Source organism: Nocardia sp. CY41, assembly GCF_009829325.1.
Classification (GTDB): Bacteria; Actinomycetota; Actinomycetes; order Mycobacteriales; family Mycobacteriaceae; genus Nocardia.
The window spans coordinates 309,978-335,129 of sequence record NZ_VUOS01000007.1; the positions used below are offsets into that span (position 1 = coordinate 309,978).

Annotated in this window: 24 protein-coding genes; 8 read left to right on the plus strand and 16 right to left on the minus strand. The window is 69.5% G+C overall.

Going from position 1 to position 25,152, the window contains the following annotated elements; translation table 11 throughout:
* Positions 1-63 precede the first annotated feature (63 nt).
* The 11 genes from GVY64_RS10605 to GVY64_RS10655 all read right to left on the minus strand — a co-directional run bounded on the left by GVY64_RS10605 (position 64) and on the right by GVY64_RS10655 (position 10,671).
* The gene (locus tag GVY64_RS10605) at positions 64-828 is read right to left on the minus strand and encodes a sporulation protein (RefSeq protein ID WP_159840329.1); all 765 of its coding nucleotides are present in this window, start codon (positions 826-828) and stop codon (positions 64-66) included.
* Between the two features lie 507 nt (positions 829-1,335).
* Positions 1,336-2,067 carry a lysophospholipid acyltransferase family protein gene (locus tag GVY64_RS10610; RefSeq protein ID WP_159840330.1) on the minus strand — a complete coding sequence of 244 codons (732 nt, stop codon included), beginning with the start codon at positions 2,065-2,067 and terminating at the stop codon, positions 1,336-1,338.
* A gap of 178 nt (positions 2,068-2,245) precedes the next feature.
* On the minus strand, positions 2,246-3,244 hold the full coding sequence (locus GVY64_RS10615; RefSeq protein WP_442939557.1) for an ROK family protein: 999 nt from the start codon (positions 3,242-3,244) through the stop codon (positions 2,246-2,248).
* Between the two features lie 8 nt (positions 3,245-3,252).
* Positions 3,253-3,666 (minus strand): hypothetical protein, encoded by a 414-nt coding sequence (locus GVY64_RS10620; protein ID WP_236566731.1) that lies wholly within the window; start codon positions 3,664-3,666, stop codon positions 3,253-3,255.
* The gene (locus tag GVY64_RS10625) at positions 3,656-4,966 is read right to left on the minus strand and encodes an ArsA family ATPase (RefSeq protein WP_328820897.1); all 1,311 of its coding nucleotides are present in this window, start codon (positions 4,964-4,966) and stop codon (positions 3,656-3,658) included. Before GVY64_RS10625 ends, GVY64_RS10620 begins: the two co-directional genes overlap by 11 nt.
* The gene (locus GVY64_RS10630; RefSeq protein ID WP_159840332.1) at positions 4,963-5,400 is read right to left on the minus strand and encodes an SRPBCC family protein; all 438 of its coding nucleotides are present in this window, start codon (positions 5,398-5,400) and stop codon (positions 4,963-4,965) included. Before GVY64_RS10630 ends, GVY64_RS10625 begins: the two co-directional genes overlap by 4 nt.
* A 37-nt stretch (positions 5,401-5,437) precedes the next feature.
* The gene (locus tag GVY64_RS10635; protein WP_159840333.1) at positions 5,438-5,821 is read right to left on the minus strand and encodes a polyketide cyclase / dehydrase and lipid transport; all 384 of its coding nucleotides are present in this window, start codon (positions 5,819-5,821) and stop codon (positions 5,438-5,440) included.
* Between the two features lie 29 nt (positions 5,822-5,850).
* Positions 5,851-6,978 carry a glycosyltransferase family 4 protein gene (locus GVY64_RS10640; protein WP_159840334.1) on the minus strand — a complete coding sequence of 376 codons (1,128 nt, stop codon included), beginning with the start codon at positions 6,976-6,978 and terminating at the stop codon, positions 5,851-5,853.
* Positions 6,979-7,669: 691 nt separating this feature from the next.
* Complete coding sequence (locus GVY64_RS10645) at positions 7,670-8,671, minus strand: hypothetical protein (RefSeq protein ID WP_159840335.1); 1,002 nt, start codon at positions 8,669-8,671, stop codon at positions 7,670-7,672.
* A 147-nt stretch (positions 8,672-8,818) separates the two neighbouring features.
* On the minus strand, positions 8,819-9,844 hold the full coding sequence (locus tag GVY64_RS10650) for an NlpC/P60 family protein (RefSeq protein ID WP_159840371.1): 1,026 nt from the start codon (positions 9,842-9,844) through the stop codon (positions 8,819-8,821).
* A 257-nt stretch (positions 9,845-10,101) separates the two neighbouring features.
* Complete coding sequence (locus GVY64_RS10655) at positions 10,102-10,671, minus strand: C40 family peptidase (protein ID WP_159840336.1); 570 nt, start codon at positions 10,669-10,671, stop codon at positions 10,102-10,104.
* Positions 10,672-11,266: 595 nt separating this feature from the next.
* On the opposite strand from GVY64_RS10655, the gene GVY64_RS10660 reads away from it, so the two are divergent.
* Positions 11,267-13,093 (plus strand): DEDD exonuclease domain-containing protein, encoded by a 1,827-nt coding sequence (locus GVY64_RS10660; RefSeq protein ID WP_159840337.1) that lies wholly within the window; start codon positions 11,267-11,269, stop codon positions 13,091-13,093.
* A 5-nt stretch (positions 13,094-13,098) separates the two neighbouring features.
* Positions 13,099-13,374 carry an Lrp/AsnC family transcriptional regulator gene (locus tag GVY64_RS10665; protein ID WP_063020259.1) on the plus strand — a complete coding sequence of 92 codons (276 nt, stop codon included), beginning with the start codon at positions 13,099-13,101 and terminating at the stop codon, positions 13,372-13,374.
* 6 nt (positions 13,375-13,380) lie between these two features.
* Here GVY64_RS10665 and GVY64_RS10670 read toward each other — a convergent pair whose 3' ends face one another.
* The 3 genes from GVY64_RS10670 to GVY64_RS10680 form a co-directional block, all read right to left on the minus strand.
* Complete coding sequence (locus GVY64_RS10670) at positions 13,381-13,665, minus strand: hypothetical protein (RefSeq protein WP_159840338.1); 285 nt, start codon at positions 13,663-13,665, stop codon at positions 13,381-13,383.
* Positions 13,666-13,805: 140 nt separating this feature from the next.
* Positions 13,806-14,867 (minus strand): anthranilate phosphoribosyltransferase, encoded by a 1,062-nt coding sequence (trpD, locus tag GVY64_RS10675; RefSeq protein WP_159840339.1) that lies wholly within the window; start codon positions 14,865-14,867, stop codon positions 13,806-13,808.
* A gap of 384 nt (positions 14,868-15,251) precedes the next feature.
* On the minus strand, positions 15,252-15,677 hold the full coding sequence (locus tag GVY64_RS10680; protein ID WP_159840340.1) for a hypothetical protein: 426 nt from the start codon (positions 15,675-15,677) through the stop codon (positions 15,252-15,254).
* A gap of 197 nt (positions 15,678-15,874) precedes the next feature.
* Between GVY64_RS10680 and ctaE the strand changes: the two genes are divergently transcribed.
* The 4 genes from ctaE to qcrB all read left to right on the plus strand — a co-directional run bounded on the left by ctaE (position 15,875) and on the right by qcrB (position 20,253).
* Complete coding sequence (ctaE, locus tag GVY64_RS10685) at positions 15,875-16,486, plus strand: aa3-type cytochrome oxidase subunit III (RefSeq protein WP_159840341.1); 612 nt, start codon at positions 15,875-15,877, stop codon at positions 16,484-16,486.
* Positions 16,487-16,571: 85 nt separating this feature from the next.
* A complete protein-coding gene (qcrC, locus tag GVY64_RS10690) occupies positions 16,572-17,435 on the plus strand; it encodes a cytochrome bc1 complex diheme cytochrome c subunit (RefSeq protein WP_159840342.1) in 864 nt (287 codons plus the stop codon).
* Positions 17,436-17,461: 26 nt separating this feature from the next.
* Positions 17,462-18,637 (plus strand): cytochrome bc1 complex Rieske iron-sulfur subunit, encoded by a 1,176-nt coding sequence (gene qcrA / locus GVY64_RS10695; RefSeq protein ID WP_159840372.1) that lies wholly within the window; start codon positions 17,462-17,464, stop codon positions 18,635-18,637.
* Positions 18,634-20,253, plus strand: coding sequence for a cytochrome bc1 complex cytochrome b subunit (qcrB, locus tag GVY64_RS10700; protein ID WP_159840343.1), 1,620 nt, complete (start codon positions 18,634-18,636; stop codon positions 20,251-20,253). The genes qcrA and qcrB overlap by 4 nt, the downstream gene beginning before the upstream one ends.
* Positions 20,254-20,318: 65 nt before the next feature.
* On the opposite strand, the gene GVY64_RS10705 is transcribed toward qcrB, so the two are convergent.
* Positions 20,319-20,819: a polyadenylate-specific 3'-exoribonuclease AS gene (locus GVY64_RS10705; RefSeq protein WP_067800586.1), complete on the minus strand. Its 501-nt coding sequence runs from the start codon at positions 20,817-20,819 to the stop codon at positions 20,319-20,321.
* Positions 20,820-21,006: 187 nt separating this feature from the next.
* Between GVY64_RS10705 and GVY64_RS10710 the strand changes: the two genes are divergently transcribed.
* Entirely contained in the window at positions 21,007-22,392 is a 1,386-nt protein-coding gene (locus GVY64_RS10710; protein WP_159840344.1) for a class II 3-deoxy-7-phosphoheptulonate synthase, read from the plus strand.
* Positions 22,393-22,441: 49 nt separating this feature from the next.
* On the opposite strand, the gene pknB is transcribed toward GVY64_RS10710, so the two are convergent.
* Complete coding sequence (gene pknB / locus GVY64_RS10715) at positions 22,442-24,409, minus strand: Stk1 family PASTA domain-containing Ser/Thr kinase (protein ID WP_201297965.1); 1,968 nt, start codon at positions 24,407-24,409, stop codon at positions 22,442-22,444.
* A 118-nt stretch (positions 24,410-24,527) separates the two neighbouring features.
* Between pknB and GVY64_RS10720 the strand changes: the two genes are divergently transcribed.
* Positions 24,528-24,896, plus strand: a complete 369-nt coding sequence (locus GVY64_RS10720; protein WP_159840345.1) for an Rv2175c family DNA-binding protein — start codon at positions 24,528-24,530, stop codon at positions 24,894-24,896.
* Positions 24,897-25,152 lie beyond the last annotated feature (256 nt).

Sequence of the window (25,152 nt, forward strand, 5' to 3'; positions counted from 1 at the left end):
GGCAACCCTGCCGCAACTACCTCAACGCCACGTGAACAGGCCGGGTCCGGGCGGCCAACAAGCTCAGTGCGCCAAGCGCTCCAGCCGGTGGTGCAGTTCGCCCGCCCAGTCCACGCCGTCCAGATGCTGGTAGTCCACCCAGAGCGCGTCGAAGACATCGCGGCCTTCGGAGATCCAACCGCCGCGCTTGTCCGCCTCCAAGACCACGCTCATGCCGGTCTCGGTGGGGACGAACGTCACCTCGAGCTGGTTCAGGCGCGGGTAGCGCGGCGCACCGGCGAATTCGATCTCCTGGTAGAACGGCAGCGTCTGCGGGGTGTTGTGCACCCGGCCGGATTCCACGTCCGCGCTGCGCAGCTGAAAACCCAAGCGCTCGACGGCTTCCAGCAAGACGTGCTGGGCCGGCAGTGCGCCGACGCCGATCGGGTCGGTGTCGGCGGCGTCCACCGCGCCGTGGATCTCCACGATCGTGCGCAGCGAGACCACCGTGCCGGGCAGGTGCCTGCCGTTGTAGAACGTGATCGGCGTTTCCATCGGCGCGCGGGCCGCGAAGCGGAATTCCGGCACCGCACCCGCGGGCAGGTGCAACGGCCCGTGCACCCCGGTACGGCCGAACGGGATGTCCCGCACGCCTTCGTGATCCTCGTACTCCTGCTCGGCCCTGGTGACGAACTCGACGGCCACATGGGCGATGTCCTGAGCCACCGCCCCGCCCCGCAACCGGATCACGCCCTCCACCGTGCCCCCCGGCTGCACGCCCGGCGTGAACAACTCGGTCTCCACTTCGGCCCCACCGACCCCGGCCGCCGCCAGCAACTTCTTGAACATGCTCGTACTTTCGCCGCGTCGCCTTACCGAAGACTTGTCGTTACCTTGTCGCTCCGGACGACTCGGCCGAGTCTATGGCACCGGCGGACGCGGCAGCGCCGGCGCGGTTCGTCATGACGTCGATCGAGTCGCGGCGACGAAGGCGGCGCAAGCAGCGGAATTCTCATCGGCCAAGGATTTCGGCGCTACTGTCGGCATCGACGGCGTACGGACGGACCTGTCGGGCGGCCGCGAAGACCGTGGCGGACGTGACGCCACCGGCGAGCGCCACGGGCCGATCGAACTCGGCCATCACGCGGACTGCGGCGGCGCCGACGGACCGGTCGTGCGGCGTTCGGATCACGGCGCCGCCGCTCGAGTGCGTCCCACCGACATGCGTGACGCCCGAGCGGAATCCGATCGCGTCGGCGCCTGCGCGCAGGTCGGCCTCGGATCGGGATGCCTCAGATCTTCGTCCGAACGGTCAACGAATTGCGCGCGGCCCTCGCGTGCGGACGTGAGGGTGGCTCAGCCCGCGGCGGTATCCGGGATGCGGACGGACACGCTATCGGGGCGGCTGCCGCTGGGGACGCCCTTCTTCAGGCTGTGGGCGTAGACATCGACGTATTCCTGGCCGGTGAGCCGCATGAGCTCGTACATGACCTCGTCGGTGACGGCGCGCTCGACGAAGCGGTTGCCGCCCATGCCCTCGTAGCGGGAGAAGTCGATGGGCTCGCCGAACTTGACGGTCACCTTCCTGCGGCGCCAGCGGAACGGTCCGGGCGGGCTGACCTCGTCGGTGCCGATGACGGCGACCGGGATGACGGGGACGCCGGTTTCCAGCGCCAAGCGGGCCAGGCCGGTCTTGCCCTTGTACAGGCGGCCGTCGGGGGAGCGGGTGCCCTCCGGGTAGAGGCCGACCAAGCGGCCCTGATCGAGCAGCTTGCGGGCGGCGTTGAGCGCGTCCTCGGCGGCGTCTGCGCCGCTGCGATCGATCGGGTACTGACCCGTGGCGCTGAAGAAGAACTTCTGGAACCGGCCCTTGATGCCCGGAGTGGTGAAGTACTCGGCCTTGGCGAGGTAGTTGATCCGCCGCGGGCTCAGCAACGGAGCGAACAGCCAGTCGGCGAAGGAGAGGTGGTTACCCGCCATGATGGCCAGCCCGTCCGCCGGAATGTTCTCCACACCCTCGACCGTAGGCCGATTGTAGAGATGGATGAACGGTCCCAGCAGCACGAACTTCAGCAGCCAGTAGAACATGACGTCCTTCCCCCGGGACCGGGATAGTTGCGGGCACCTGCTTCAAGTGCCGACTTTACCGCTGGTGCAAGATCACATCCAACCGCAGCGGCGAATCTCACCACACTTCGGCCCCGACGCCGACCGATGGCGGCGCTCGGCGTGTCGCGGCAGGCCACGAGGGTCGTGGCCGGTGCCGTCACCGGCTGGTCCGTGCCACGCGCGCGGACTTGCGCGCGTCGGAGGACAGTGCGGCCCTGGCCAGATCGGCGGCGCCGATCATGCCCGCGGCCTCGCCGAGCTGGGTGGTCCGGATGCGGGCCAGCGGCCGGTGTCCGGCACCCGTGATCGCGCGCGCGTACTCCTCGCGCGCCTCGTCCAGGAACAGCGGCGCCGAACTGCTGACCCCGCCCGCGATGACCACCAGGTCCGGATCGAAGATGTCGCTGACGAACGCCAGTCCGAGCCCGAGCCAGCGCGCGAAGTCGGCCATCACCCGCGACGCGAGCGGGTCGCCGTCCTGCGCCGCGCCCGCGACCCGCCGTCCGGTCAGCGAGCCCGGATCGCGCGCCACGTCCCTGGCCAGCACGGAGTGCACCGTGTCGCTGGCCAGCATCTCGATCGCGGTCTCGGCCAGCGCGGTTCCGCTGCAGTAGCGCTCCCAGCACCCGTGTTTGCCGCACGGGCAGGGCCGCCCCTGCGGAACGACTTGCAGATGACCCAGTTCCGGAGCGACACCGTGCGTGCCCCGGTAGAGCCGGCCGTCGATGAGCAGGGCGGCGCCGATGCCGGTGCCGATCGCGACCAGCACCACGTTGTGCCCGCCCGCGGCGGCGCCGAACCGGTATTCGGCCCACATCGCCGCGTTGGCGTCGTGCTCCAGGATCACCGGCAGTTCCAGCCGCTCGGTGAGCCGCTGCGCGACCGGCGCGTCCTGCCACGGCAGGTGCGGGGCGAACCGGACGGTGGAGCGATCGCCGTTGATGAACCCGGCCACCGCGAGGCCGACCGCGCCGATGGCATGCCGACCGGACAGGTCGCGCACGGCCCGGTCCAGCGCGTCCTCCAAGGCCCGGGCCGAATGCGGCGTCGGCGCCTGGACCGTGTCGAGCACCTCGCCGCTGTCATCGATCACGGAGGCCCGAATGTTGGTGCCGCCGACGTCTATTCCGACGGTCAGCGGTCGTGTGCCGGCCATCTGATGCGTCATACCTTGATCGTCACGGGAATGTCGACGTAACGCGGGCCGTCGCCGTCCTCGGGTGGATCGTGACGATGCGGCGCACCGGTTTCCGGGTCGGCGTCGGTGGGCATGACGGGGTCGACCGGCACTCCAGCCAGCGCCTCGCGCAGCACGGTGACGATCGCGGTGCCGTGGTCGGCGATCGCGGCCAGCACGTCGTGGTGCTCCCCGCGCACCAGCGCCGCGGCCGCGCACACCGGGCACCAGCTGCAGCTCGCCCACTCGGCCTGCCCGTCGGCGGCGCGCCGCAGCACCGGTTCCACCCGTTCCAGCACCGCCTCGGCGAGCAGTTTCAACTCCTCGGCGAACTCGCCGAGACCGTCCGGCGCGGTGTGGCCGGTTCCGTCGCCGTGCGACGCGTGCGGATCATCGGTCATGGTCATGACTTTCGGACGTGTGCGCCCAGATCCGCGGATCGGGCCGGAACCGGACCACCAGGTACTCGTCCGCGAGTTCGGCGCCGTCGACCGTGCACCGCCGCAATACCGGCGCCAGGCGCACCCGGCGCCGGACCCCGTCCGCTCCCACGATCAAATCGTCCTCCACTCGGCCAAGGCGCAACGTGGCGGCGTCGACCACCGGCAAATGCATGCGCAGCGCGTACACCGACTGCAATCCGGTGCCGGATTCCCGGAGAACCAGCGGTTCGCCGGAACTCGCGTCGACCTCCGTCTGATTGTCGCTCAGCATAAGCGCAGCGTCGCCGGTGTCGCCCGCCGACTCCATCGCGCACGACAGCGCGGCCAGCGAGTTCAGCCCGATCGGCTCGGGACCGGCATGCTGCGCGATCACCACCGGGGTACCCCGCATCCTGCTCCGCAACTCGCCGATGACATCCGATTGCTCGCCGCGCCGGTTCGAATACCACTGCACCGCCGGATGTTCGGCTCCGCCGGGCGCGGAGGGCGCCGGAAGGTCGGGCAGCACCTTGTTCACCACCACGGCATCCAGCCGCAGGCCGAGCAGCGTCGCGGCCGAACGCACCCGCTCCGATTCGGCCACCGCCACCCGCTCGGCCACGGTGATCAGCCGTGCGCCGGTACGCCGGTGGTCGGCGAGCAGCTCGCGAACCTCCGTGACCGCCTTGACGATCCGTTCGACCGTCGCCGCCAGCACGGCGCGGTGCAGGTCGGTGCCGGTGGCACTCATCGCGCGCTCGTGCGGCGGCCAGATCCGTTCCACGTAACCGAGCAAGGTGCCGGGCGCGGTGACCAGGCGCAGCATGTCCGCCGAGGGCGGGCAGTCGACGACGATGAGATCCCAGTCGTCGTCGGCGGCGAACTGGGTGATCTCCACCAGCATCAGCAGTTCCTGCACGCCGGGCAGACCGGTCAGCTCGGCCGGATCCAGCGCCGCGAGATCGACGCCGTGCCGGTGCCCGCGGCCGGTCGAGAGCAACCGAGCCACGTCGCGGAAACGGTCCTCGAGCAGCGCGAGCGAATCGATCTCGATCACGTCCAAGCCCGGCAGCACGGTGGCGACACCGGTGACGGTGCCCGGGTCGTGCGGGAAACGGAAGCCGAGCGCGTCACCCAGCGAGTGCGCCTGATCGAGTGAGGCGATCAGCACGCGACGGCCCGACCTGGCCTGCGCCACGGCCGTGGCGCAGGCGAGCGTGGTCTTGCCCACCCCGCCCTTGCCGATGAACAGTTCGACCCGGGTCTTGTGCGCGGTCAGCCTTCGACCCGTTTCTTCAGTTCCTTCAGCGCGGTGTCGGTGATCACTTTCTCGGCCTTGCGCTTGAACATGCCGATCATGGGGATGTTCAGATCCACGGTCAGCGTGTAGACCACCTCGGTGCCCCCGTCGGGCCGATCGAAAAGCTCGTAGGTGCCGTTCTGCGCCTTCTGCAACTCGCCGCTGATCAGCCGCCAGCTGACCGCCTTGCGGTCGGCGCGCCAGTCGTAGGACAACACATAGGTGTCCTTGACGACCCCCGCGTCCAGCACGAACCGCGCGGTCTCGGCCAAACCGTCCGGCCCCACCTCCAGCACCTCCACCGACTTCGCCGCCGACACCCACTCCGGGTAGGACTCCAGATCGGCGATGACGGACATCACCTGCTGCGACGGGGCCGCGATGACGATCGATCTCTGGGTCCTGTCGGCCATGCGGACAGCGATTCCTTTCAGCGTCGGTGCTGGTAGATCAAGACTGGGGCGCGGGAGCGACACCGGCCGCGCGACCCGCCTCCAGCCGGGCCTTCAGCTCGAACGACATGTTCTTGCCCGCGACCCGGCGTGCGCGGTTGGCGGCGGCCAGCTTGCCCACCGGCAGCGCGGGCTGCGGCTCGGCGTGCAGGAAATAGTGCAGGATCACTCCGTCGAGCGAGGGCTCCAGCCACACTTCCATGGTTCCGGTCAGCGCCCCGGCCACCGACCAGCGGATTCCCTTCTCACCCCGGTCCTCCCGGACCTCCAGGTCCAGGTCCGGCCACCACCGGCGCCACTGGTTCGGCCCGGACAGCAAGTCGGCCACGGCGGCCCCCGGTGCGGCGACGAAGGTCTGATCTGCGACCTGGATACTGCTCACTCCGCTGAGCGTAGTAGATGCGACGCGGATCACCGCAGCAGCTGTCGCAGGCGCGCGCCCAGGCTGTCCCAGCGCCACTGCTGCTCCACGAACGCGCGCCCCGCCGCGCCCATCCGCGCGGCCGCCTCCCGATCCGACAGGATCTCCACCAGCGCGTCGGCGATCTGCTGCACGGAACGGCCGTCCACGACCCGCCCGGTCTTGCCCTCGATCACGGTCTCCGGGGCACCACCGGAATTGCCCGCCACCACCGGAACGCCGGACGCGGACGCCTCCAGGTAGACGATGCCCAGACCCTCCACGTCCAGGCCCGCGCCCCTGGTCCGGCAAGGCATTGCGAACACGTCCGCCAGCGTGTGATGCGCGGCCAGCTCACCGGACGGGACGCGGCCGGTGAACACCACGTCGTCGGTGACGCCCATGGCGACCGCGAGAGCGCGCAACTTCTCCTCGAAGGGGCCACCACCCGCGATCACCAGGACCGCGCCCGGCACCCGCTCCCGGATATCCCGCATCGCCACGATCAGCGCATCCTGTCCTTTCCGCGGCACCAGTCGCGACAGGCACAAAAGGGTCGGGCGATCGCCCAGACCGTACCGCGCGCGCAGCTCGGCCCGCGCCGCCGGATCCGGACGGAACACCTCGGTGTCCACGCCCGGCGGCAGATACTCCAGCGCCGCATCCGCTCCGAACGCGGACGCGAAACGGCGGCGGGTGTAGCGGCTGACGTAGGTGACCACGTCGGCGTGCTCGCCGATGACCCGCAGCGCCTGCCTTGCGCCGGGCAACATCGACCAGCCCACCTCGTGGCCGTGGGTGCTGGCCAGAATGCGCTCGGCGCCCGCGCGGCGCAGTGCGGGCGACATCAGCGCCAGCGGCGCCGCCGCCCCGAACCACACCGTGTCGCACTTCTCGCTCCGCAGCAGCCGCGCGGCGCGGCGCAGCACCAGCGGCGTCGGCAGCATCAGCGTCGTCGGATGGCGAATCACCTGGAACTTCTGCTCGGCGTCGAACTTCAGATGGCTGTCGCCACGCCAGCGCGGAGCGTAGACCACCAGGTCATCCGGCGGCAGCTCACCGGCCAAAGCCTGCAGATAGGACTGGATACCGCCCGGCCGCGGCGGGAAATCATTGGTAACCAGCAAAGTTCGGGCCATGCGCAACAAAATACTGTGTTTGTTTTGCCGCGCCTTCGGCGCGGCGTGTTCGCGGCCCCCCTGTGGCTCGCGTTCGCGCGACCGCCGCTTGCTCCTTCGTCGCATACGCGGCGGCCACGCGAACGCGAGCCGGGCCGCGAACGGCGGATGCTCGGTCTCGCTTCGCTCGAAACTGGGGGTTGCGGTGGGCTGGGTGCGTGGGGAGGTCTGTTCGGAACAGGGCGCGCGGCGGGGGCGGGCGGTGCTCGTGATGGCCGTCGGCTCGGTGGCTGCGTGACCGCGAGCCGGGTCGCGAACGGCGGGTGCTCGGTCTCGCTTCGCTCGAAATCGGGGGTGTAGGACGCGTTGGATCTGGTCTCTCACCGGAGCGCCTACTGCGGCTTCGCTGATGGCACGTCCTGGGGCGGGTGGGAGCTGGGTTCGGGACGCGGTGCATGGTGTGGGTGGGCGATATCGGTGGTGATCGTCAGCGCAGCGGTCGTACGGATGCGAACTGGGGCAGCCGGGCGAAGACGCCGATGCTTTCGCCGCCGTTGGTGAGGTGACCGTGGTGGCGGACAGGATGCCGGGGCGTTGCCGCGATGAGACTGCAGTGATCGTCGTGGTTGTCGCGATTGCGCCACGTGTCTCGGCCGGCAGCTCGGGCCGAGGCGCAGCGGCGACGATAACGCGATGTCAGGCTGGGTGGGGGTCAGGCGGTTCGGGTGCGGAGCCACTCGCGCCAGTCGTCGGCGAAATCGGCGCGGGTGGTGCCGAGGACTTCGCGCAGGATGCGGTCTTCGGTGGCCGGATCCTGCTTGCCCGCCGCGATGCGACGGTAGAGCTGGACCAGGCGGGGCTGGTCGTATTTCTCGGCGACGAAGGCGCAGATGGACCAGGCCTTCTCGTAGGTGAAGGCGGCGTCGGGGCCGGAGAACTCGGCATCGGTGGGCAGGTCGTCGGGGATCCGCCCGGCGTGGGCATGCGCGGTGAGCGTAGGAGCGATGTCGGCGAAGCGCTGGCCCTCGCGATGGTGAGCGGTGTAGTCGGCGAAGCCCTCCAGCATCCACAGCGGGGCGCCGTCGACGGTCTCGGCGCGCGCGGCGATGTGGGTGAGTTCGTGCCGCAGCAGACCGGCCATGCCCTCGGGATCGAGGCGGCGCCCGGTGTCGGGACCGAAGACGACACGCTGACCGGTGGGCTTGCTGCCCGGCGACCACGGATCGGCGATGGAGGCGGCAGCGACCTCGGCAGGCAGGAGGCTCGGCGAGCGCAACAGAGCCGCGAACTCGGAGGGCGACGAGGCGACGACGACGAGCGCGGACTGCGCCCAGCCGGGACCCCACACGTCGGTCACCGCGGCGGTGGCGTCGGCGAGCTCGCGCTCCAGCACGTCGATTTCGATCCGCTGGTCGGGATGACCGACGACCAGGGACTGCCGTCCGTCTCCGGTGGGCACCTGGCGGGCGACGATCGATCCGAACGGTTCGATGATGCGGCGCACCTCGGCCAGCCTCGGATCGGCGGCCGCCGCCTGACCCACCGCCTCGGCCACACCCGGTTCCGCGGCTCGCAGTTTCGGCAGCACCGTGTTCGGCACCATGAGCAGCGCGACGCACACGCCGGTGAGCGCCACCACCATCGCGACGGTGAGGCAGAACTCCAATCGCCGCCGCGCCGACCACCACGCACGCAGTCTTCTCGAACCGCTCACCGGCGGACCTCGGACGGGGCTGCGGCGCCGAGGGGCCGTGCGGTGACGGACGCGCCGCCTCGCCCGCGCGCGTCGTTCACGATCGGCCGTCGCCGGTCGGTGCTGTCGTGGGTCGTGCGGTGCCGCTGGTTGGCTCGCTCACGGCCTCTAGTATCGCCGAGCCGAATGGAACGGTGTCGAACTCATGGGGGCGACCGCGACGGGGACGCCGAAGGTGGAGGCGTGCAGCATGAGCCCGTTGCCCGCGTAGATGCCGACGTGCGAGATGTCGGAGTAGAAGAACACGACGTCGCCGGGCTGCAGATCGTCCTTGGCCACGGGGGTGCCGTAGGTGGCCTGCTGCGAACTCGTCCGGGGCACGTTCTTGCCGACCTGTTTGAACGCCCACTGGACCAGGCCGGAGCAGTCGAACTGGTTCGGACCGGTGGCGCCCCAGACGTAGGGGTCGCCGACTCGGGTGAGCCCGGCCGCCAGCGCGCTGGTGCCGCTGCCGGGAACGAGGCCCTGCAAGAGGGTGTCGCGGTCGAATCCGGGCGGGAACGGTGATCCGGCGAGGGCCGACTTGTCCTTGGCCGACAGCGCGCTCCAAGCCTGCACCACCTCGGCGATGGCGCCGCCGAGATCGCTGCGCTTGTGTTCCAGATCGATGCGCACCGCGTCGGCTTTCTGCGCGGCGGCGCGGGCGGCGTCGGCGGCGGTGCGGGCCGCCGATTCGGCCGCGGTGGCGGCGGCGGTGGCCTTGTCGTAGTGGTCGAGCTGTTCGGAGGTCTGCGCGGACACCACGTCCAGCGTGGACATCTGGTCCAGCAGTTGCTGCGGCGAATCGCTGACCAGCACGGCGAACAAGCGGTTGGTGCGGGCGCCCTGGTAGGCGGCGATCGCGGTGCGGTCGATGACCGGCTGGTAGCGGCGCACCTCGTCCCGGGCGCGGTCGACCATGTCGGTGCTGGCGGCCAGCCGGGCGTCGGCATCACGCTGGACGGCGAGCTTGGCCTCCAGTTCGGCCTCCGCTCCCAGGGCCTGCTGGTTGAGTTGCTCGGACTGATGAGACAGATCGATCATGCGCTGCACGGCCTCGGTGGCGTTCGTGGGAAGCGCTACGGGATCCGCTCCGGCCGGACCGCCGCTGTAGAGGCCCGCGGCCAGGATTCCGGCTGCCAGCGTCCCGCCCATCAGGCGTTTGGTGTGCTGTCTGCGGTGATGTGCGGCCACAGCCGGAGGTGCCCCGTTCTCTCGTGAAGCGTTCTCTCGCGAAACCGACGCGGAGGTCTTCGTCGAACCCGGGGTTTGCGGCGGGCGAACCGCGGGTAATCAATCGAAGGTCTCGGTTAGGTTACGGAACGGCCCGGGTCGATGTCCAGCAGAGCACGAAACGATCACGGAGCCGTCCTGCGGTCGGGCCGCGGCCCCGCGGCCCGACCAGCTGCTTCTCAGAAGCGGCGAGCGCCCGCGACCGGCATCGAGGAGATGGGCGCCACCTTCACGGGCTGGCCGGAAGTGGACGCGTGCACGACGTTGCCGTCACCGGCGTAGAGGCCGGAGTGGCCGCCGCCGTAGAAGGAGACGAGGTCGCCCGGCCGCAGATCGTCCAGGGACACCGGGCTGCCCGCGGCGAGCTGCGCGCCGCTGGTGCGGGGCAGCTCGAGGCCCGCTTGGCGGTAGGACCACTGGACCAGGCCGGAGCAGTCGAAGGCGTTGGGGCCCGCGGCGCCGTAGACGTACGGCGAGCCGACCTTGCTCAGCGCGGCGTCCAGGGCGATGTCGCCGGAGCTCTTGGGGGCGACGAAGGGGAGGGGAGCCGGACCGGGCAGTTCGAGGCCCGGCACGCCCGGCGGCACCGGGACTTCGTTCGGAACCTCGAAGGTTCCCACGCCGGGAATGGTCACCGGCTGGGCCGACGCGGGGGCTGCGGGCAGCAGGAACGCGCCGATGGTGGCAGCGCCGACGGCCCCGGCGGCAACAGCGCGCTGTGCGTGACGCTTGACGGCGTTGGTCGTCATGATGCGGTACTCCCAATCTGCCTCACGACGCCGCACCCGGTGGTGCCGCGGACTGCGTCGGGGCCGCACCGATCGGCGCGGCGGACTCCGTGAGGTCTCGAAAAGGTTACGAACACATCACGGTGATTTGTAAAGCGTCGACAAAGCGAAAAGCGGTCGCTCAACAATTTCACCGGCGAATCGGTGTGAGATATGTCCCATCGAATCACGAACAGATAACGGCAGCGTATTCCCAAGACCGCACAGGGTTTGGCAGCCCAGGGAACTGGCCAGTACCGGCTGAGGGCCTGGGATCGGCTCTCGGATCATCTTCCCAGGTAGATCGACAAAATGGGCCGTAGTGATCAATATGGTCGCCTGTTCGTACGCCGTAGAGTCAAGGCCTGTCGAGTAGCTCGGCGCGAGGCTGTCGCATTTCGTCCGACTCGCGGCAATGTTTGATACAGTTTTCGACTCTTTGTGATCTGAGTCTCTTTATCGCATTTCTAGATCATTTCCCGGGTATCGCCACGGAATCCCCACGGTGTCATTCGGACATTTCGTGTGGTGTTCGCGCGCTCGGTTCCTGTCGGACCGTGGCCATACGCTGCACGCCGTGTCCGACCCCGCGCCGCGCCCGCCCGCCCACCAGCTGGCTTTCGACGAGCTCGACACCCCTTTGTACGACACGACATTCGTGGTCGTGGACCTGGAAACCACCGGGACCAGCCCCGGTGCCGACGCCATCACCGAGATCGGCGCGGTGAAGGTGCGCGGCGGGGAGGTGCTCGGCGAGTTCGCGACGCTGGTCAACCCCGGACGGACGATCCCGCCCGCGGTCGTGCACGTCACCGGCATCACCACCGCGATGGTGTACGCCGCGCCCCGCATCGAGGCGGTGCTGCCCGGCTTCCTGGAATTCGCGGCCGGCGCGGTGCTGGTCGCCCACAACGCCCGGTTCGACATGGCGTTCCTGCGCGCAGCCGCGGCCCAGTGCGACACCCCGTGGCCTCCGGCGCAGGTTTTGTGCACCGTGAAGCTGGCGCGGCGGGTGCTCGGGCGCGACGAGGCGCCCTCCGTCCGGCTGAGTTCGCTGGCCCGGTTGCTCGGCGCCGCCACGCAGCCGACGCACCGCGCACTGGAGGACGCGCGCGCCACCGTCGACGTGCTGCACGCACTGATCGGCCGAGTGGGCAATCAGGGCGTCCACAGTCTGACCGAGCTACTCGACTATCTCCCCGACGTCACGCCCCGGCAGCGTTCGAAACGCGTCCTCGCGGCCGACCTCCCCGCCGCTCCGGGGGTGTATCTGTTCCGCGGTCCTTCCGATGAAGCCTTATATATAGGGACGGCCGTGAACCTGCGCCGCCGCGTCCGTAACTACTTCACCGGTTCGGAGACCCGTGGCCGGATGAAAGAGATGGTGTCACTGGCGACACGGGTCGACCATGTGGTGTGCGCGCACACGCTCGAGGCCGGGGTCCGCGAACTGCGGCTGCTGGTGGCGCACACCCCGCCCTACAATCGCCGGTCGAAATTCCCGAAGCGGGCCTGGTGGCTCACCCTGACCGACGAGCCTTTCCCGCGGTTCTCGGTGGTGCGCGAGGCCGGTAGGGACGCGCTGGGGCCGTTCCACTCCCGCAACGATGCCACCGATCTGGGTGTGATCATCGCCGAGTTCACCGGCCTGCGAACCTGTACGACGCGATTGTCCCGGCGGGCGGCGCACGAGTGCCCGCCCGCGCTCGTCGGCGCGTGTCCGGCGGGCGCCGGTGGCGGGCCGTCGACCATGACGGAGTACGCCCCCGTGCCGGCGCTCGTGCGCGCGTTGTTCGCCGGGCACAGCGACGCGCCGATCCGATCCATGCTCGATCGCATCGAAACGTATTGCCGGGCCGAACATTTCGAGGCCGCCGCGCGGCTGCGCGACCGGACGGCGCGGGTGGTGCGCGCGCTCCATCGAACGCAGCGCCTGGCCGCCGTGGCTCGTATCGCCGAACTGATCGCCGCGCACCCGGACGGCGACGGCGGGTGGGAGTTCGCCGTCGTCCGGTACGGCCGCCTGGCCGGTTCGGGCACCGCACCGCGCGGCACGCCGCCGATGCCCATCGTGGACCAGATCGTCGCCTCCGCCGAAACCGTGGTTCCGACAGGTATTTTCACGCACGCCGAGGGTTCGCTTCCGGAGCGAGAGCCGGCGATCCGGGAATCCGGGGAGAGCGCTGCGGTCGAGGACGCCCCGCTACTGCGGGGCGCCGCACCCGAGGAGGTGGCATTGATCGCCCGCTGGCTGGCGCGGCCCGGGGTGCGAATCGTGCGCACCACGGACGGGTATCACGAGCCGGCACTGGGCGCGGCGCGCTGGCTGGGCTGGGCGGAACTGGCCGACGCGGCGGTCCGCGCGCAACCGACCGAGCAGGGCTATCTCGACCGCTTAGGCTGAGCGACATGATTACCGCGATCGTCTTGATTCACGCCGACAACGGCCGCATCCCCGAGACCGCGCAGGCGGTCGCGGACACCGAGGGCGTCGCCGAGGTCTACTCCTGCGCCGGTGACGTGGACTTGATCGCGATCGTGCGGGTGCGCGACCACGAGCAGATCGCCGAGGTGGTGACCGGCCGGATCGACAAGACACCGGGCGTCGAGCGCACCACGACGCACATCGCGTTCAAGTCGTACTCGCGCGCCGAAGTGGAGGCCGGTTTCTCGCTGGGCGAGTAGTCCCGCTCAGTCCTCGACCCGGACACTGCGCACCGCGAAATAGGCGGCGTCGTCGGGCGCCAGTGCCACGACGTCGCCCGAGCATCCCGGCGCGTCGTGCAGGTGGACGACGACGTCGGTGCGGTTGCGGATCTCCACGTCGGACCCGTCGCCGACCTCGAGGCAGCCGGCCGGGTTCTCGTAGACGACGCCGTCGGCGAACAAGACGCCGTCGGCCGCGTTCGCCGCCGGGGCGGCGATGATGCCCACGACGGCGGGGACGGCGAGTAGCGCCGGGACAGTGGGTCGCATTGGCTGTGCTCCTCGTCGGTCGAACCGGTCGGCGCGGTGCCCGGCGAACTCGGCATGCGCCGGATTGCTCGCCCGACGTTACCGGCCCGGCTCCACCAGGGCCCTCGTACAGCTCAGCGTGTCGGCCGCGGCGGCAGGCGTCAGCTGTCGCCGAGGGTCTGCGTCAGCTTCGCCCAGCGCTCCAGCAGCGCGGTCGCAGCACCCGTGTCGATCGCCGCGGCGGCGCGCTCGATGCCCGCGGCGAGCGCGGCGTGCAGATCGGCGTCCGGATCGCCCGCGCCGCGCGACCAGTCGTAGGCCACGATCGCGGCGGCCGAATTCAGCAGCACCGCGTCGCGGACCGCGCCACCGTTACCGGCGAACACGTCGCGGGCCACGCCCGCGTTCACCTCGGCGTCGCCGCCGCGCAGCGCGTCCAATTCGACCCGGGGAATCCCGATGCGGGTGGGGTCGATGGTGGCCCGGCGGGTCCGTCCGCCCGAGACGATCCAGGCTTCGGTGGTGTCGGAGGTGGTGATCTCATCGAGGCCGTCGTTGCCGCGCACCACCAGCGCGCTCGCGCCGCGTTCGGCGAACACGCCCGCGATCACCGGCAGCAGATCGGCGAACGCGCAGCCGACCAGCCCGGCGCGCGGCTGCGCGGGGTTGGTCAGCGGCCCCAGCACGTTGAAGACGGTCGGGATGCCGATCTGGCTGCGTGCCGCACCCGCGTACCGCAGGGCGGGATGGAACACGGCGGCGAAGCAGAAACCGATGCCTGCCTCCCGTACACAACGCGCCACACTCTCGGGGCCGAGTGCGAGTTTGACGCCCAGCGCTTCCAGCACATCGGCGCCGCCGCTCTTGGACGACGCGGCCCGGTTGCCGTGCTTGACCACGGGAACCCCGGCCGCGGCCACCACGATCGAGGACATGGTGGAGATGTTCACCGACCCGGAGCGGTCACCGCCGGTGCCGACGATGTCGACCGCGTCACCGTCGATCCGCACCAGCCGGGCGTGCTCGAGCATGCCCGTGGCCAGTCCGGTCAGCTCGGCGGGCGTGGGGCCCTTGATCTTCATGGCGACGCCGAACGCGGCGATCTGGGCGGGGGTGGCGTTGTCGGACATGATCTCGTTCATCGCCCACGCCGTGTCGTCCGCGGCCAGGTCGCCACCGTCGGCGAGGGTTCCGAGCACCTGGGGCCAGCTGCGCACGCTCATTCCACACTTCTCCCGTCGACACCGGTTCCCGCACCAGTTTGATTGCCTGCAGCCTAGCTGTGTTGGTCTTTCCAGCGCCTGCGGCGCTGGGTGTTCGCGGCCCTCTTGTGGCTCGCGTCCGAGCGACCGCCGCTTGCTCCTTCGTCGCCTACGCGGCGGCCGCTCGGACGCGAGCCGGGCCGCGAACGCGCATGCTCGGTCTCGCTTCGCTCGAAACTCGTGGCCGGGGTGAGCTGAGCGCGTCGGCAGTCGAGTCCCGGGCCCAGGGCGCGCATTCGGCGAGCTGCGGTCGTCTTCGCTGTGGACGAAGAGGCCGGTCTCGCTTCGCTCGGAATCCGCGAGGTCGGACCGTGACGTCGGCCGGAAGCCGGCTCGGTGTCGCTGTCAGGGGCGCTGCCCCGGTTGCAGGGCGTCCCAGCCGTCGGCGATGCCGTCGTGACGCTGGGCCAGGCCCGCCATGCGGGAGCGCTCCTGGGAGCAGTGCAGGGCGTCGAGCAGCTGGACGCGCTGGAGGACGATCGTTTCGAGCGCGTCGGTACCCGGGCCGCCGACCTGCGGCGCGGGGGAGTAGCCGTCCTGCGCGGCGATCGCGCAGACGGTCTGCACGTGCTGAGGCGGGATACGCAGGTGATGGCGCAGCACCGCGGGCGCGTCGGGTGTCAGCGCGGTCGCGCGCGCCAACGCGGCCGAACACGCCTCGGCGTCGTCGAAGCCGGACGCGACCACGACAAGATCGGCTCGGTCCGGGTCCAGGCCGATATCCCGGTTCCGCCGCCACAGCCGCCGCCACAGTGGAACCCGAACCTTCATCTCAGCTTCTCCTTACCCTCGGCTGCCATGCTGGCCGGGCGTTCGTCCGCATGCGACCCGTTCCAGCGTCGCGCACACCACTCGCCCGAGGCCGCCCGCTGGTCCAGAGCCTGTCGTTTCCTGGGGTTTCCGACACGGAGGAACCAGTTTCGTACCCGGGTACGGCCGTCGTACTACGACGAGTCATACTTACCCCCGTGACGACCGCAGTAGGGACCCCAGGATCGGCCATTACCCAGCGTGTGCATTCGCTGAACCGGCCCAACATGGTCAGCGTCGGTACCATCATCTGGCTGTCGAGCGAGCTGATGTTCTTCGCCGGCCTGTTCGCGATGTACTTCGTCGCCCGCGCCCAGGCGCACGGTAACTGGCCGCCGGAGCCGACCGAACTGAACCTGAAGCTCGCCGTGCCGGTCACGGCCGTGCTGGTCGCGTCGTCGTTCACCTGTCAGATGGGCGTGTTCGCCGCGGAGAAGGGCGATGTGTTCGGCCTGCGCCGCTGGTATGTCGTCACGCTGCTGATGGGCGCGTTCTTCGTCGGCGGCCAGGGCTACGAGTACATGAACCTGGTGCACGAGGGCACGTCGATCGCCAGCAGCTCCTACGGTTCGGTGTTCTACATCACCACCGGTTTCCACGGTCTGCACGTCATCGGCGGTCTGATCGCGTTCGTGTTCCTGCTGGTGCGCACCAAGGTCAGCAAGTTCACCCCGGCGCAGGCCACCGCGGCGATCGTCGTCTCCTACTACTGGCACTTCGTCGACATCGTGTGGATCGGGCTGTTCGCCACGATCTACTTCGTCCGCTGATCGTGGACGCCGCGCTGCCGAGCGCGCGCGGTGCGACCCAGGATCTTTCGCAGAAGTCGGTTCCGTCTACTCCAAAGGGACACAGATGAGTTCATCTCCCCCGTCAGCGCCAGAGCCCGCCAGCCCCGGGAACGGCCAGGCCAGCAAGACGCGCAGGCAGCGGCGCGTTCGCCGTCGCATCGCGGGCGGGCTTGCGCTGCTGGTGGGCCTCGTCGGAGCAGGCTTCCTGGCATCGGCCCTCACGCCGGACCCGCAGCGCGCCACCGCGAACGAGGACCAGTCCGCGCTCATCCGCGAGGGTCAGCAGCTCTACGAGACGTCCTGCATCACCTGCCACGGCGCGAACCTGCAGGGTGTCGCCGACCGCGGTCCCAGCCTGATCGGCGTCGGCGAGGCCGCGGTCTACTTCCAGGTCTCCTCCGGCCGCATGCCGATGGCCCGCAACGAGGCCCAGGCCGAGCGCAAGCCGCCGAAGTTCGACGCCCATCAGATCGACGCGCTCGGCGCGTACGTGGCGGCCAACGGCGGCGGCCCGACCGTGATCCGCGACGCCGACGGCGAGATCGCCCAGGAGTCGCTGCGTGGTGGCGACATCGCCCGCGGTTCGGAGCTGTTCCGGATGAACTGCGCGTCCTGCCACAACTTCACCGGACGCGGCGGCGCGCTGTCCTCCGGTAAGTTCGCGCCGCCGCTGGAACCGGCCAGCGAGCAGCAGATCTACGACGCGATGCTCACCGGCCCGCAGAACATGCCGAAGTTCTCCGACCGCCAGCTGAGCCCGGAGGAAAAGCGCGACATCATCGCCTACGTCAAGAACGCGACCGAGGAGCATGCCCCGGGCGGCTGGGATCTCGGCGGGTTCGGCCCCGCGACCGAGGCCCTGGCCATCTGGGTGGTCGGCATCACGCTCGTGGTCGGCGCGGCGATGTGGATCGGATCCCGGTCATGAGCAATAGCGAGAAGGAGCGAGACGACATGGGTCGGCCGGATGAAGGCCACGACGCGCATCTGTCGAAGGAGCAGTCGGTGAACGCCAACCCGGCCGAGCCGACCGAGGCGGACCTCGACAAGATGTCGCGCGACGAGCTGGTCAAACTCGGTACCGAGCGCGACGGCGTCGACGTCGCCTACCGCCGCGAGCGCTTCCCGATCCCGGGCACCCGGGCGGAGAAGCGCGCCGAGCGCGCGGTGACCTTCTGGTTCGCCGTGTCCGGCATCGCGGCCGCGGCGCTGGTCGGCGTGTTCCTGTTCTGGCCGTGGGAGTTCAAGGGCAAGGACGAGGAGGGCCACGGGCTCTACTCCCTGTTCACCCCGCTGGTCGGCCTCACCTTCGGCATCTCGGTGCTGGTCATCGGCGTCGCGGTGGTGCTGATCCGCAAGCTGTTCATCCCCGCCGAGCTGTCCATCCAGGAGCGGCACGACGGTCCGTCGCCGGAGGTCGAGCGACGCACCCTGGTCGCCGAACTGCAGGACGCGCTGGATACCTCCACGCTGGGACGTCGCAAGATGATCACCCGCACCGCGGGCGCGGGCGTCGGCGTGCTCGGCGTCGGCGCGCTGCTGGTGTTCGTCGGCGGCTTGATCAAGAATCCGTGGGCCAAGGGCGACAAGTCGCCGCTGTGGGTCTCCGGCTGGACTCCGGACTTCCCTGGCGAGACCATCTACATCCGTCGCGACACCGGTCGCCCGGAGGACGTGGTGCTGGTGCGCCCGGAGGACCTGGACGCGGGCGCCATGGAGACGGTGTTCCCGTGGAAGGAGAAGTGGCGCGGTGACGAGCACGCGACCCTGCAGTCGCTGCGCGGCATCCGCAACGCGGTCATGCTGATCCGCCTGCGCACCGAAGACGCGCAGAAGGCGATCAAGCGCAAGGGCCAGGAGAGCTTCAACTACGGCGACTACTTCGCCTACTCGAAGATCTGCACCCACCTCGGCTGCCCGACCTCGCTGTTCGAGCAGCAGACCAACCGGATCCTGTGCCCCTGCCACCAGTCGCAGTTCTCCGCGACGGAGTGGGGCAAGCCGATCTTCGGTCCCGCCGCTCGCGCGCTGCCGCAGCTGCCGATCACCGTCAACGCTGAGGGCTTCCTGGTCGCCAACGGCGACTTCATCGAGCCGCTCGGCCCGGCCTACTGGGAGCGCCGTTCATGAGTCCTTCAGTCGCAGCCCAAGCCAGCGAGGCGGACGAGCGCTACCGCGCCGCCGCCTTCATGAAGCGGTCGATCAACAAGGTCTTCCCGACACACTGGTCGTTCCTGCTCGGCGAGATCGCCCTCTACAGCTTCATCATCCTGCTGCTGTCGGGCGTCTACCTGACCCTGTTCTTCGATCCGTCGATGAGCGAGGTCGTCTACAACGGCGCCTACCAGCCGCTGCGCGGCGTGACCATGTCGCGGGCGTACGAGACGGCGCTCAACATCACCTTCGAGGTGCGCGGCGGCCTGTTCGTCCGCCAGGTCCACCACTGGGCGGCCCTGCTGTTCGCGGCGTCGATCATCATCCACTTGTTCCGCATCTTCTTCACCGGCGCGTTCCGCAAGCCGCGTGAGGCGAACTGGGTGATCGGATCGCTGCTGCTGATCCTGGCGATGTTCGAAGGGTTCTTCGGGTACTCGCTGCCCGACGACCTGCTCTCCGGCACCGGCCTGCGGGCCGCGTTCGGCGGTATCACGATGAGCATCCCGATCATCGGCACCTGGATGCACTGGCTGATCTTCGGCGGTGACTTCCCCGGCGACATCATCATCCCGCGGCTCTACATCGCGCACGTGCTGTTGTTCCCCGGCATCATCCTGGCGCTGATCGCAGCGCACGTGGCGCTGGTGTGGTACCAGAAGCACACCCAGTTCCCCGGCCCCGGCCGCACCGAGAACAACGTGGTGGGCGCGCGGATCGTGCCGGTGTTCGCCGCCGATCAGGGCGCGTTCTTCGCCTTCACCCTCGGCATCGTGGGCATCATGGGCGGCGTGTTCCAGATCAACCCGATCTGGAACCTGGGACCGTACAACCCGTCGCAGGTGTCGGCGGGTTCGCAGCCGGACTTCTACATGATGTGGACCGACGGCATGGCCCGGTTGATGCCGCCGTGGGAGCTCTACCTCGGCAACTACACGGTCCCGGCGGTGTTCTGGGTCGCGCTGATCATGGGTCTGGTGTTCACCGTGCTGATCGCCTACCCGTGGATCGAGAAGCGGCTGACCGGCGACACCAGCGCGCACCACAACCTGTTGCAGCGTCCGCGCGACGTCCCGGTCCGGACCGCGATCGGCGCGATGGCCATCGCGTTCTACCTGGTCCTGACGCTGTCGTGTGTCAACGACATCATCGCGCTGAAGTTCGACATCTCGCTGAACGCGACCACGTGGATCGGCCGCATCGGCCTGCTGATCGCGCCGCCGGTCGCGTACTACCTCACCTACCGGTTCTGCCTCGGGCTGCAGCGCAGCGACCGCGCGGTGCTCGAGCACGGCATCGAGACCGGCGTGATCAAGCGTCTGCCGCACGGCGAGTACATCGAGGTGCACCAGCCGCTCGGCCCGGTCGACGACCACGGCCACCCGATCCCGCTGGAGTACCAGGGTGCACCGGTCCCGAAGCGGATGAACCAGCTCGGTTCGGCCGGCAGCCCCGGCACCGGCAGCTTCCTGCGGCCCGACCCGCAGGAGGAGAGCGACCGGCACTTCGAGATCGATCACGCGGAAGAGCACAAGCAGCTGAAGGTGCTGCAGCGCGTGCAAGAGGCGGCGAACGGCAAGAACGGCCACTGACGCCCGTCACGCGAACGGCCCCGAGTCGATCCGACTCGGGGCCGTCGTGCGTCATGCCGCGGGTGTCACAGGCGGGGAGCGGCCCGTCGTGCGGCCTCGATGGCTTCGAACTTGGCGAGATTGTGCCGGGCGTCGGCCAGCGCGTCGTGCGCGTCCGGCGGGATCGGAGGGAGTTCCGGGCGGCCGTGCGCCTCCCAGTGCTGGCGCAGCTCGTTGGTGTAGCGCGGCAGCGCGTTGGGCAGGTCGACCATGGAACCCCACAGCTGACACAGGGCGACGTGGTCGTAGGCGGAGACCCAAGCCCACAGTTCCGGTTGCACCGTCGGCCGCGGCACCAGGAACGCGTACAGCTCGTCCCGGATCCGATCGCGGCTGCGCCACAGCGGCGAGGAAGGCGAAGGTAGCTGGGGCAGCACGAATTTGCGCACCCAGGGCCCGGCGCGTCGGGCATCGAATTCGGTGGACACCGCGTAGTACTCCCGGCCGTCCTCGCAGACGACGCCGATGGAGACCAGATCGATGGTCACACCGTCCTCGATGAATTCGCAGTCATAAAAATATCGCAGCGAGATCGGTCTCTCCTCGACTTCCGGTGCCGTCGCGGCAGGTGAAGGGTTCCCCGGCAACCCTATGGTGACGTGCGCCGAGCGTCGCGCAAGGGTCCATACGGTGGAGATTTTCGCCACCTTGGTGCCGGACTCGACCCCTACCACCGGCTATCCCCACGGGGCGTGCGGTCCGTATTCTGAAGTCGTGAACTGGACCGTCGACGTACCCATCGATCGCCTGCCGGAACTGCCGCCGCTGCCCGCCGAGCTGCGCAGGCGGCTGGACGACGCGCTCGCGCGACCTGCGCTGCAGCAGCCGTCCTGGGATCCGGAGCAGGCGGCCAAAATGCGCACGGTGTTGGAGAGCGTGCCGCCGATCTGCGTGCCCGCCGAAGTGGAGGAGCTGCGCTCCCAGCTGGCCGAGGTCGCCCGCGGCGAGGCGTTCCTCATGCAGGGCGGCGACTGCGCGGAGACCTTCGCCGACAACACCGAGCCGCACATTCGCGGCAACATCCGCACGCTGCTGCAAATGGCGGTCGTGCTCACCTATGGTGCGAGCCTGCCGGTGGTGAAGGTCGCGCGGATCGCGGGCCAGTACGCCAAGCCGCGCTCCTCGGACACCGATTCGCTCGGCCTCAAGTCCTACCGCGGCGACATGGTGAACTCGCTGGCCGCCGACGCGGCGCTGCGCGAGCACGACCCGTCGCGCCTGGTCCGCGCCTACGCCAACGCGAGCGCCGCGATGAACCTGGTCCGTGCGCTCACCGGCGCCAGCATGGCCGACCTGCACAAAGTGCACGACTGGAACCGCGACTTCGTGGCCAAGTCGCCGGCCGGTGCACGCTACGAGGCGCTGGCCGAGGAGATCGACCGCGGCCTGGCTTTCATGACCGCGTGCCGGGTCAACGATCCGAGCCTGAAAGCGGCTCGTATCTACGCCAGCCACGAGGCGCTCGTTCTGGACTACGAGCGCGCCATGCTGCGGCTGAGCGAGAACGCGATCGGCGAGCCGGTGCTCTACGACCTGTCGGCGCACTTCCTCTGGATCGGTGAGCGCACCCGCCAGCTGGACGGCGCGCACATCGCGTTCGCGGAGTTGGTCGCCAACCCGATCGGCCTGAAGATCGGCCCGTCCACCACGCCCGAACAGGCCGTGGAATACGTGGAGCGGCTCGATCCGAACAACGAGCCGGGACGGCTGACCATCGTGTCCCGCATGGGGCACAGCAAGGTCCGCGACGTGCTGCCGCCCATCATCGAGAAGGTGCAGGCCACCGGTCACCAGGTGATCTGGCAGTGCGACCCGATGCACGGCAACACCCACGAGGCGTCCACCGGATTCAAGACCCGCCACTTCGACCGGATCGTCGACGAGGTGCAGGGCTTCTTCGAGGTGCACCACGCGCTCGGCACGCACCCCGGCGGCATGCACATCGAGCTCACCGGTGAGGACGTCACCGAATGCCTCGGCGGCGCACAGGACATCTCCGACCTGGACCTGTCCGGCCGCTACGAGACGGCCTGCGATCCCCGGCTGAACACCCAGCAGTCGCTGGAACTGGCGTTCCTCGTCGCTGAGATGCTGCGCTGAGTCCCCGCATCCGGGCCGCGTAGTCGTCGCCGATCCGCGGGCCGGTCCGCTAGGGGAGGGCCACGATGGTGACGGTGTCGCCCGCCTCGAGGTTGACACCGATGGCCGGGGTCTGCGAGACCACCAGCGAGCTGTCCGCCCGGGCCAGCTGCTTCACCTCGACCTGTAGACCGAGGCTCTCCAGTTTGGCGCGGGCGTTGGCCACGGTCCACCCGCGCACGTCCGGCATCTTCAACGCGTTGGAGATCAGCAGGACGACGCCGTCGCCGGATTGGATGGTGGCGCCCGCGCCCGGCTGCGTGCCGATGGCCTTGTCCGCCTCGATCGCGCGGTCGAACTGCGGTTTGGTCTCGCGTATCGCGATGCCGGCGTCGCTGAGGATCTTGGTGGCCTCGTCGGTCGACTTACCGCGGACGTCGGGAACCTTCACCGGCTGGGATCCCTTGCTGCGGTAGACCTTCACCTGCGCGCCGAGCGGCAGCACGGTGCCGGGCCTCGGCTCCACCCTGGCGACCGTTCCCTTCGGCGCGGTGCTGCCCTCTTCACCGGCGTCCACCGGTTGCAGGCCGTTGTCCCGGATGAACTGGTTGACCTTCGACACCTGGTCACCGGGCTTGACGTCCGGCACCTTGGGCTTGCCATTGGAGACCAGGACGGCGACCGTGGACCCTTTGGTGATCTTGGATCCGGCGGACGGGTCGCTGCCGACCACGCCGCCGACCGGGATGGTGTCCGACGCCTTCTGCCGGATCTCGGTCTCGAACCCGGCGTTCTGCAACGTGGCGACCGCTTTGTCGGTGTCCAGACCGGCGATCGGCGGCACCGGCGAGTAACGGCCGACACCCAGCCACCAGCCCCCGATGCCCACCAGCAACGTGAGAACCGCGACGATGGCCACCCACAGCCACACGGTGCGCCGGGACCGGGTGAGTTCGTCGGCGTAGGGCGAGTACGGCGGTGCGGGGTGAGCCTGCCGCACCGGTTGCGGCGGGTCGTAAGCCTCCGGGCCGTGATCGATGCGGGGCCGCTGCGCGGTGACCACCCTGGTGTGCTGCACCGGCTGCGGTGCGCGCGGCTCATGGGCCGACGCCCCGGCGAAGCCCGGCCGGTCGTCCGGAGCCGGCGCAACGGCGCGGTAGCTCGCACTGAGATGCTCGGCGGACTCCTGCGGCGCAGGCACCCGATACGGGGGCAGGTGCAGCGCGGCGCCGATCTGCCGCAGCGCGGCGGCCATCTCGTTCGCGTCCGCGAACCGGTGCGCGGGTTCACGCGCGGTGGCCTTGGCGACCAGTTCGTCGAATTCCGGCGGCACCCCGGAGATGAAGCCGCTCGGGCTGGGCACGTCGTTCTCGATGCGTTGATACGCCACCGAGATCGATGTGTCGCCGGTGAACGGTACCCGGCCGGTGAGCAGTTCGAAGATCAGCAGGCCGAAGGAGTAGACGTCGCTGCGGGAGTCGGCGGAGCCGCTGGTGACCTGCTCCGGAGAGAGGTAGGCGGCGGTGCCGAGAATGACGCTCGCCGACGTGGTGTTCGCCGCCGCCACCGCGCGCACCAAGCCGAAGTCGGCGATCTTGACCTCGCCCGCGTCCGAGATCAGCACGTTCTCCGGTTTGATGTCGCGGTGTACCAGGCCCGCGGAGTGGGCGACGCCGATCGCCGCGAGGACCGGCTCGGCGACGGCGCGTACCGCGTGCGGGGGCATCGGGCCGCGTTCACGCAGCAGCTCACGCAGGGTGCCGCCCTCGACCAGTTCCATGATCAGGAAGGGGTGATCGCCGTCGACGCCCTGGTCGTACACCGCGACCAGCGAAGGATGCTTGAGTTTGGCGACCGCGCGCGCCTCGAACTCGAACCGCGAGAGGAACTGCGGGTCGCCGGCGAACTTCGGATCCATCACCTTGATGGCGACCGGCCGGTCCAGGCGGGTGTCGACCCCGCGGAAGACCATCGACATTCCGCCGCGGGCGATCGGCGCATCGATCCGATAGCGCCCTTCCAGCATCTGGCCGATCAAGAGAAGTCCTCCGGCTTTCACATAGTCAGCCGCTCCGTGCGGCCCCCACGATGGTATCGACTCCCACCATCCCGGGTGTCTCACGACGTGCGGCGCCCGACCGTCTACCGTTGTCCGGGTGAGTGCATTTCCCTGCAGTGACGACGTCCTTCCGCAGTCGGTGGCCCTGGTGCCGCTGCCGGAGGTGGCCGAGCGGCTCGGGCTGGTGGTGACCCGGGTGCACCAGATGCTGCGCGATCACCAGTTGATCGCGGTCCGCCGAGGCGGCGTGGCGGGCGTCCCCGAGCGCTTCTTCGACGACACGGGCGCGGTCGTGAAGCCGCTGCCGGGCCTGATCACGGTGATGCGCGACGCCAAGTACACCGACGCGGAGATCCTGGAGTGGATCTTCACCGAAGACGAGACCCTGCCCGGCAAGCCGATCGACGCCCTGCACGGGCCGCTCGCCCGGGAAGTCCTGCGCCGGGCAGCCGCGGAGCCCTTTTGATTTCAGCGCCTGCGGCGCTGGGTGTTCGCGGCCCCTTTGTGGCTCGCGTTTGCGCGACCGCCGCTTGCTCCTTCGTCGCGTACGCGGCGGCCGCGCAAACGCGAGCCGGGCCGCGAACGGCGGATGTTCGGTCTCGCTTCGCTCGGAAGACGTGGTTGCGGTGAGCTGGGCGCGTTGGAGATGAACCTTGCGGCCCGTAGCGCGCCGTTTCGGAGGCTCCTTTGCGGTGGCCGCCGCTTGCTCCTTCGTCGCGTAC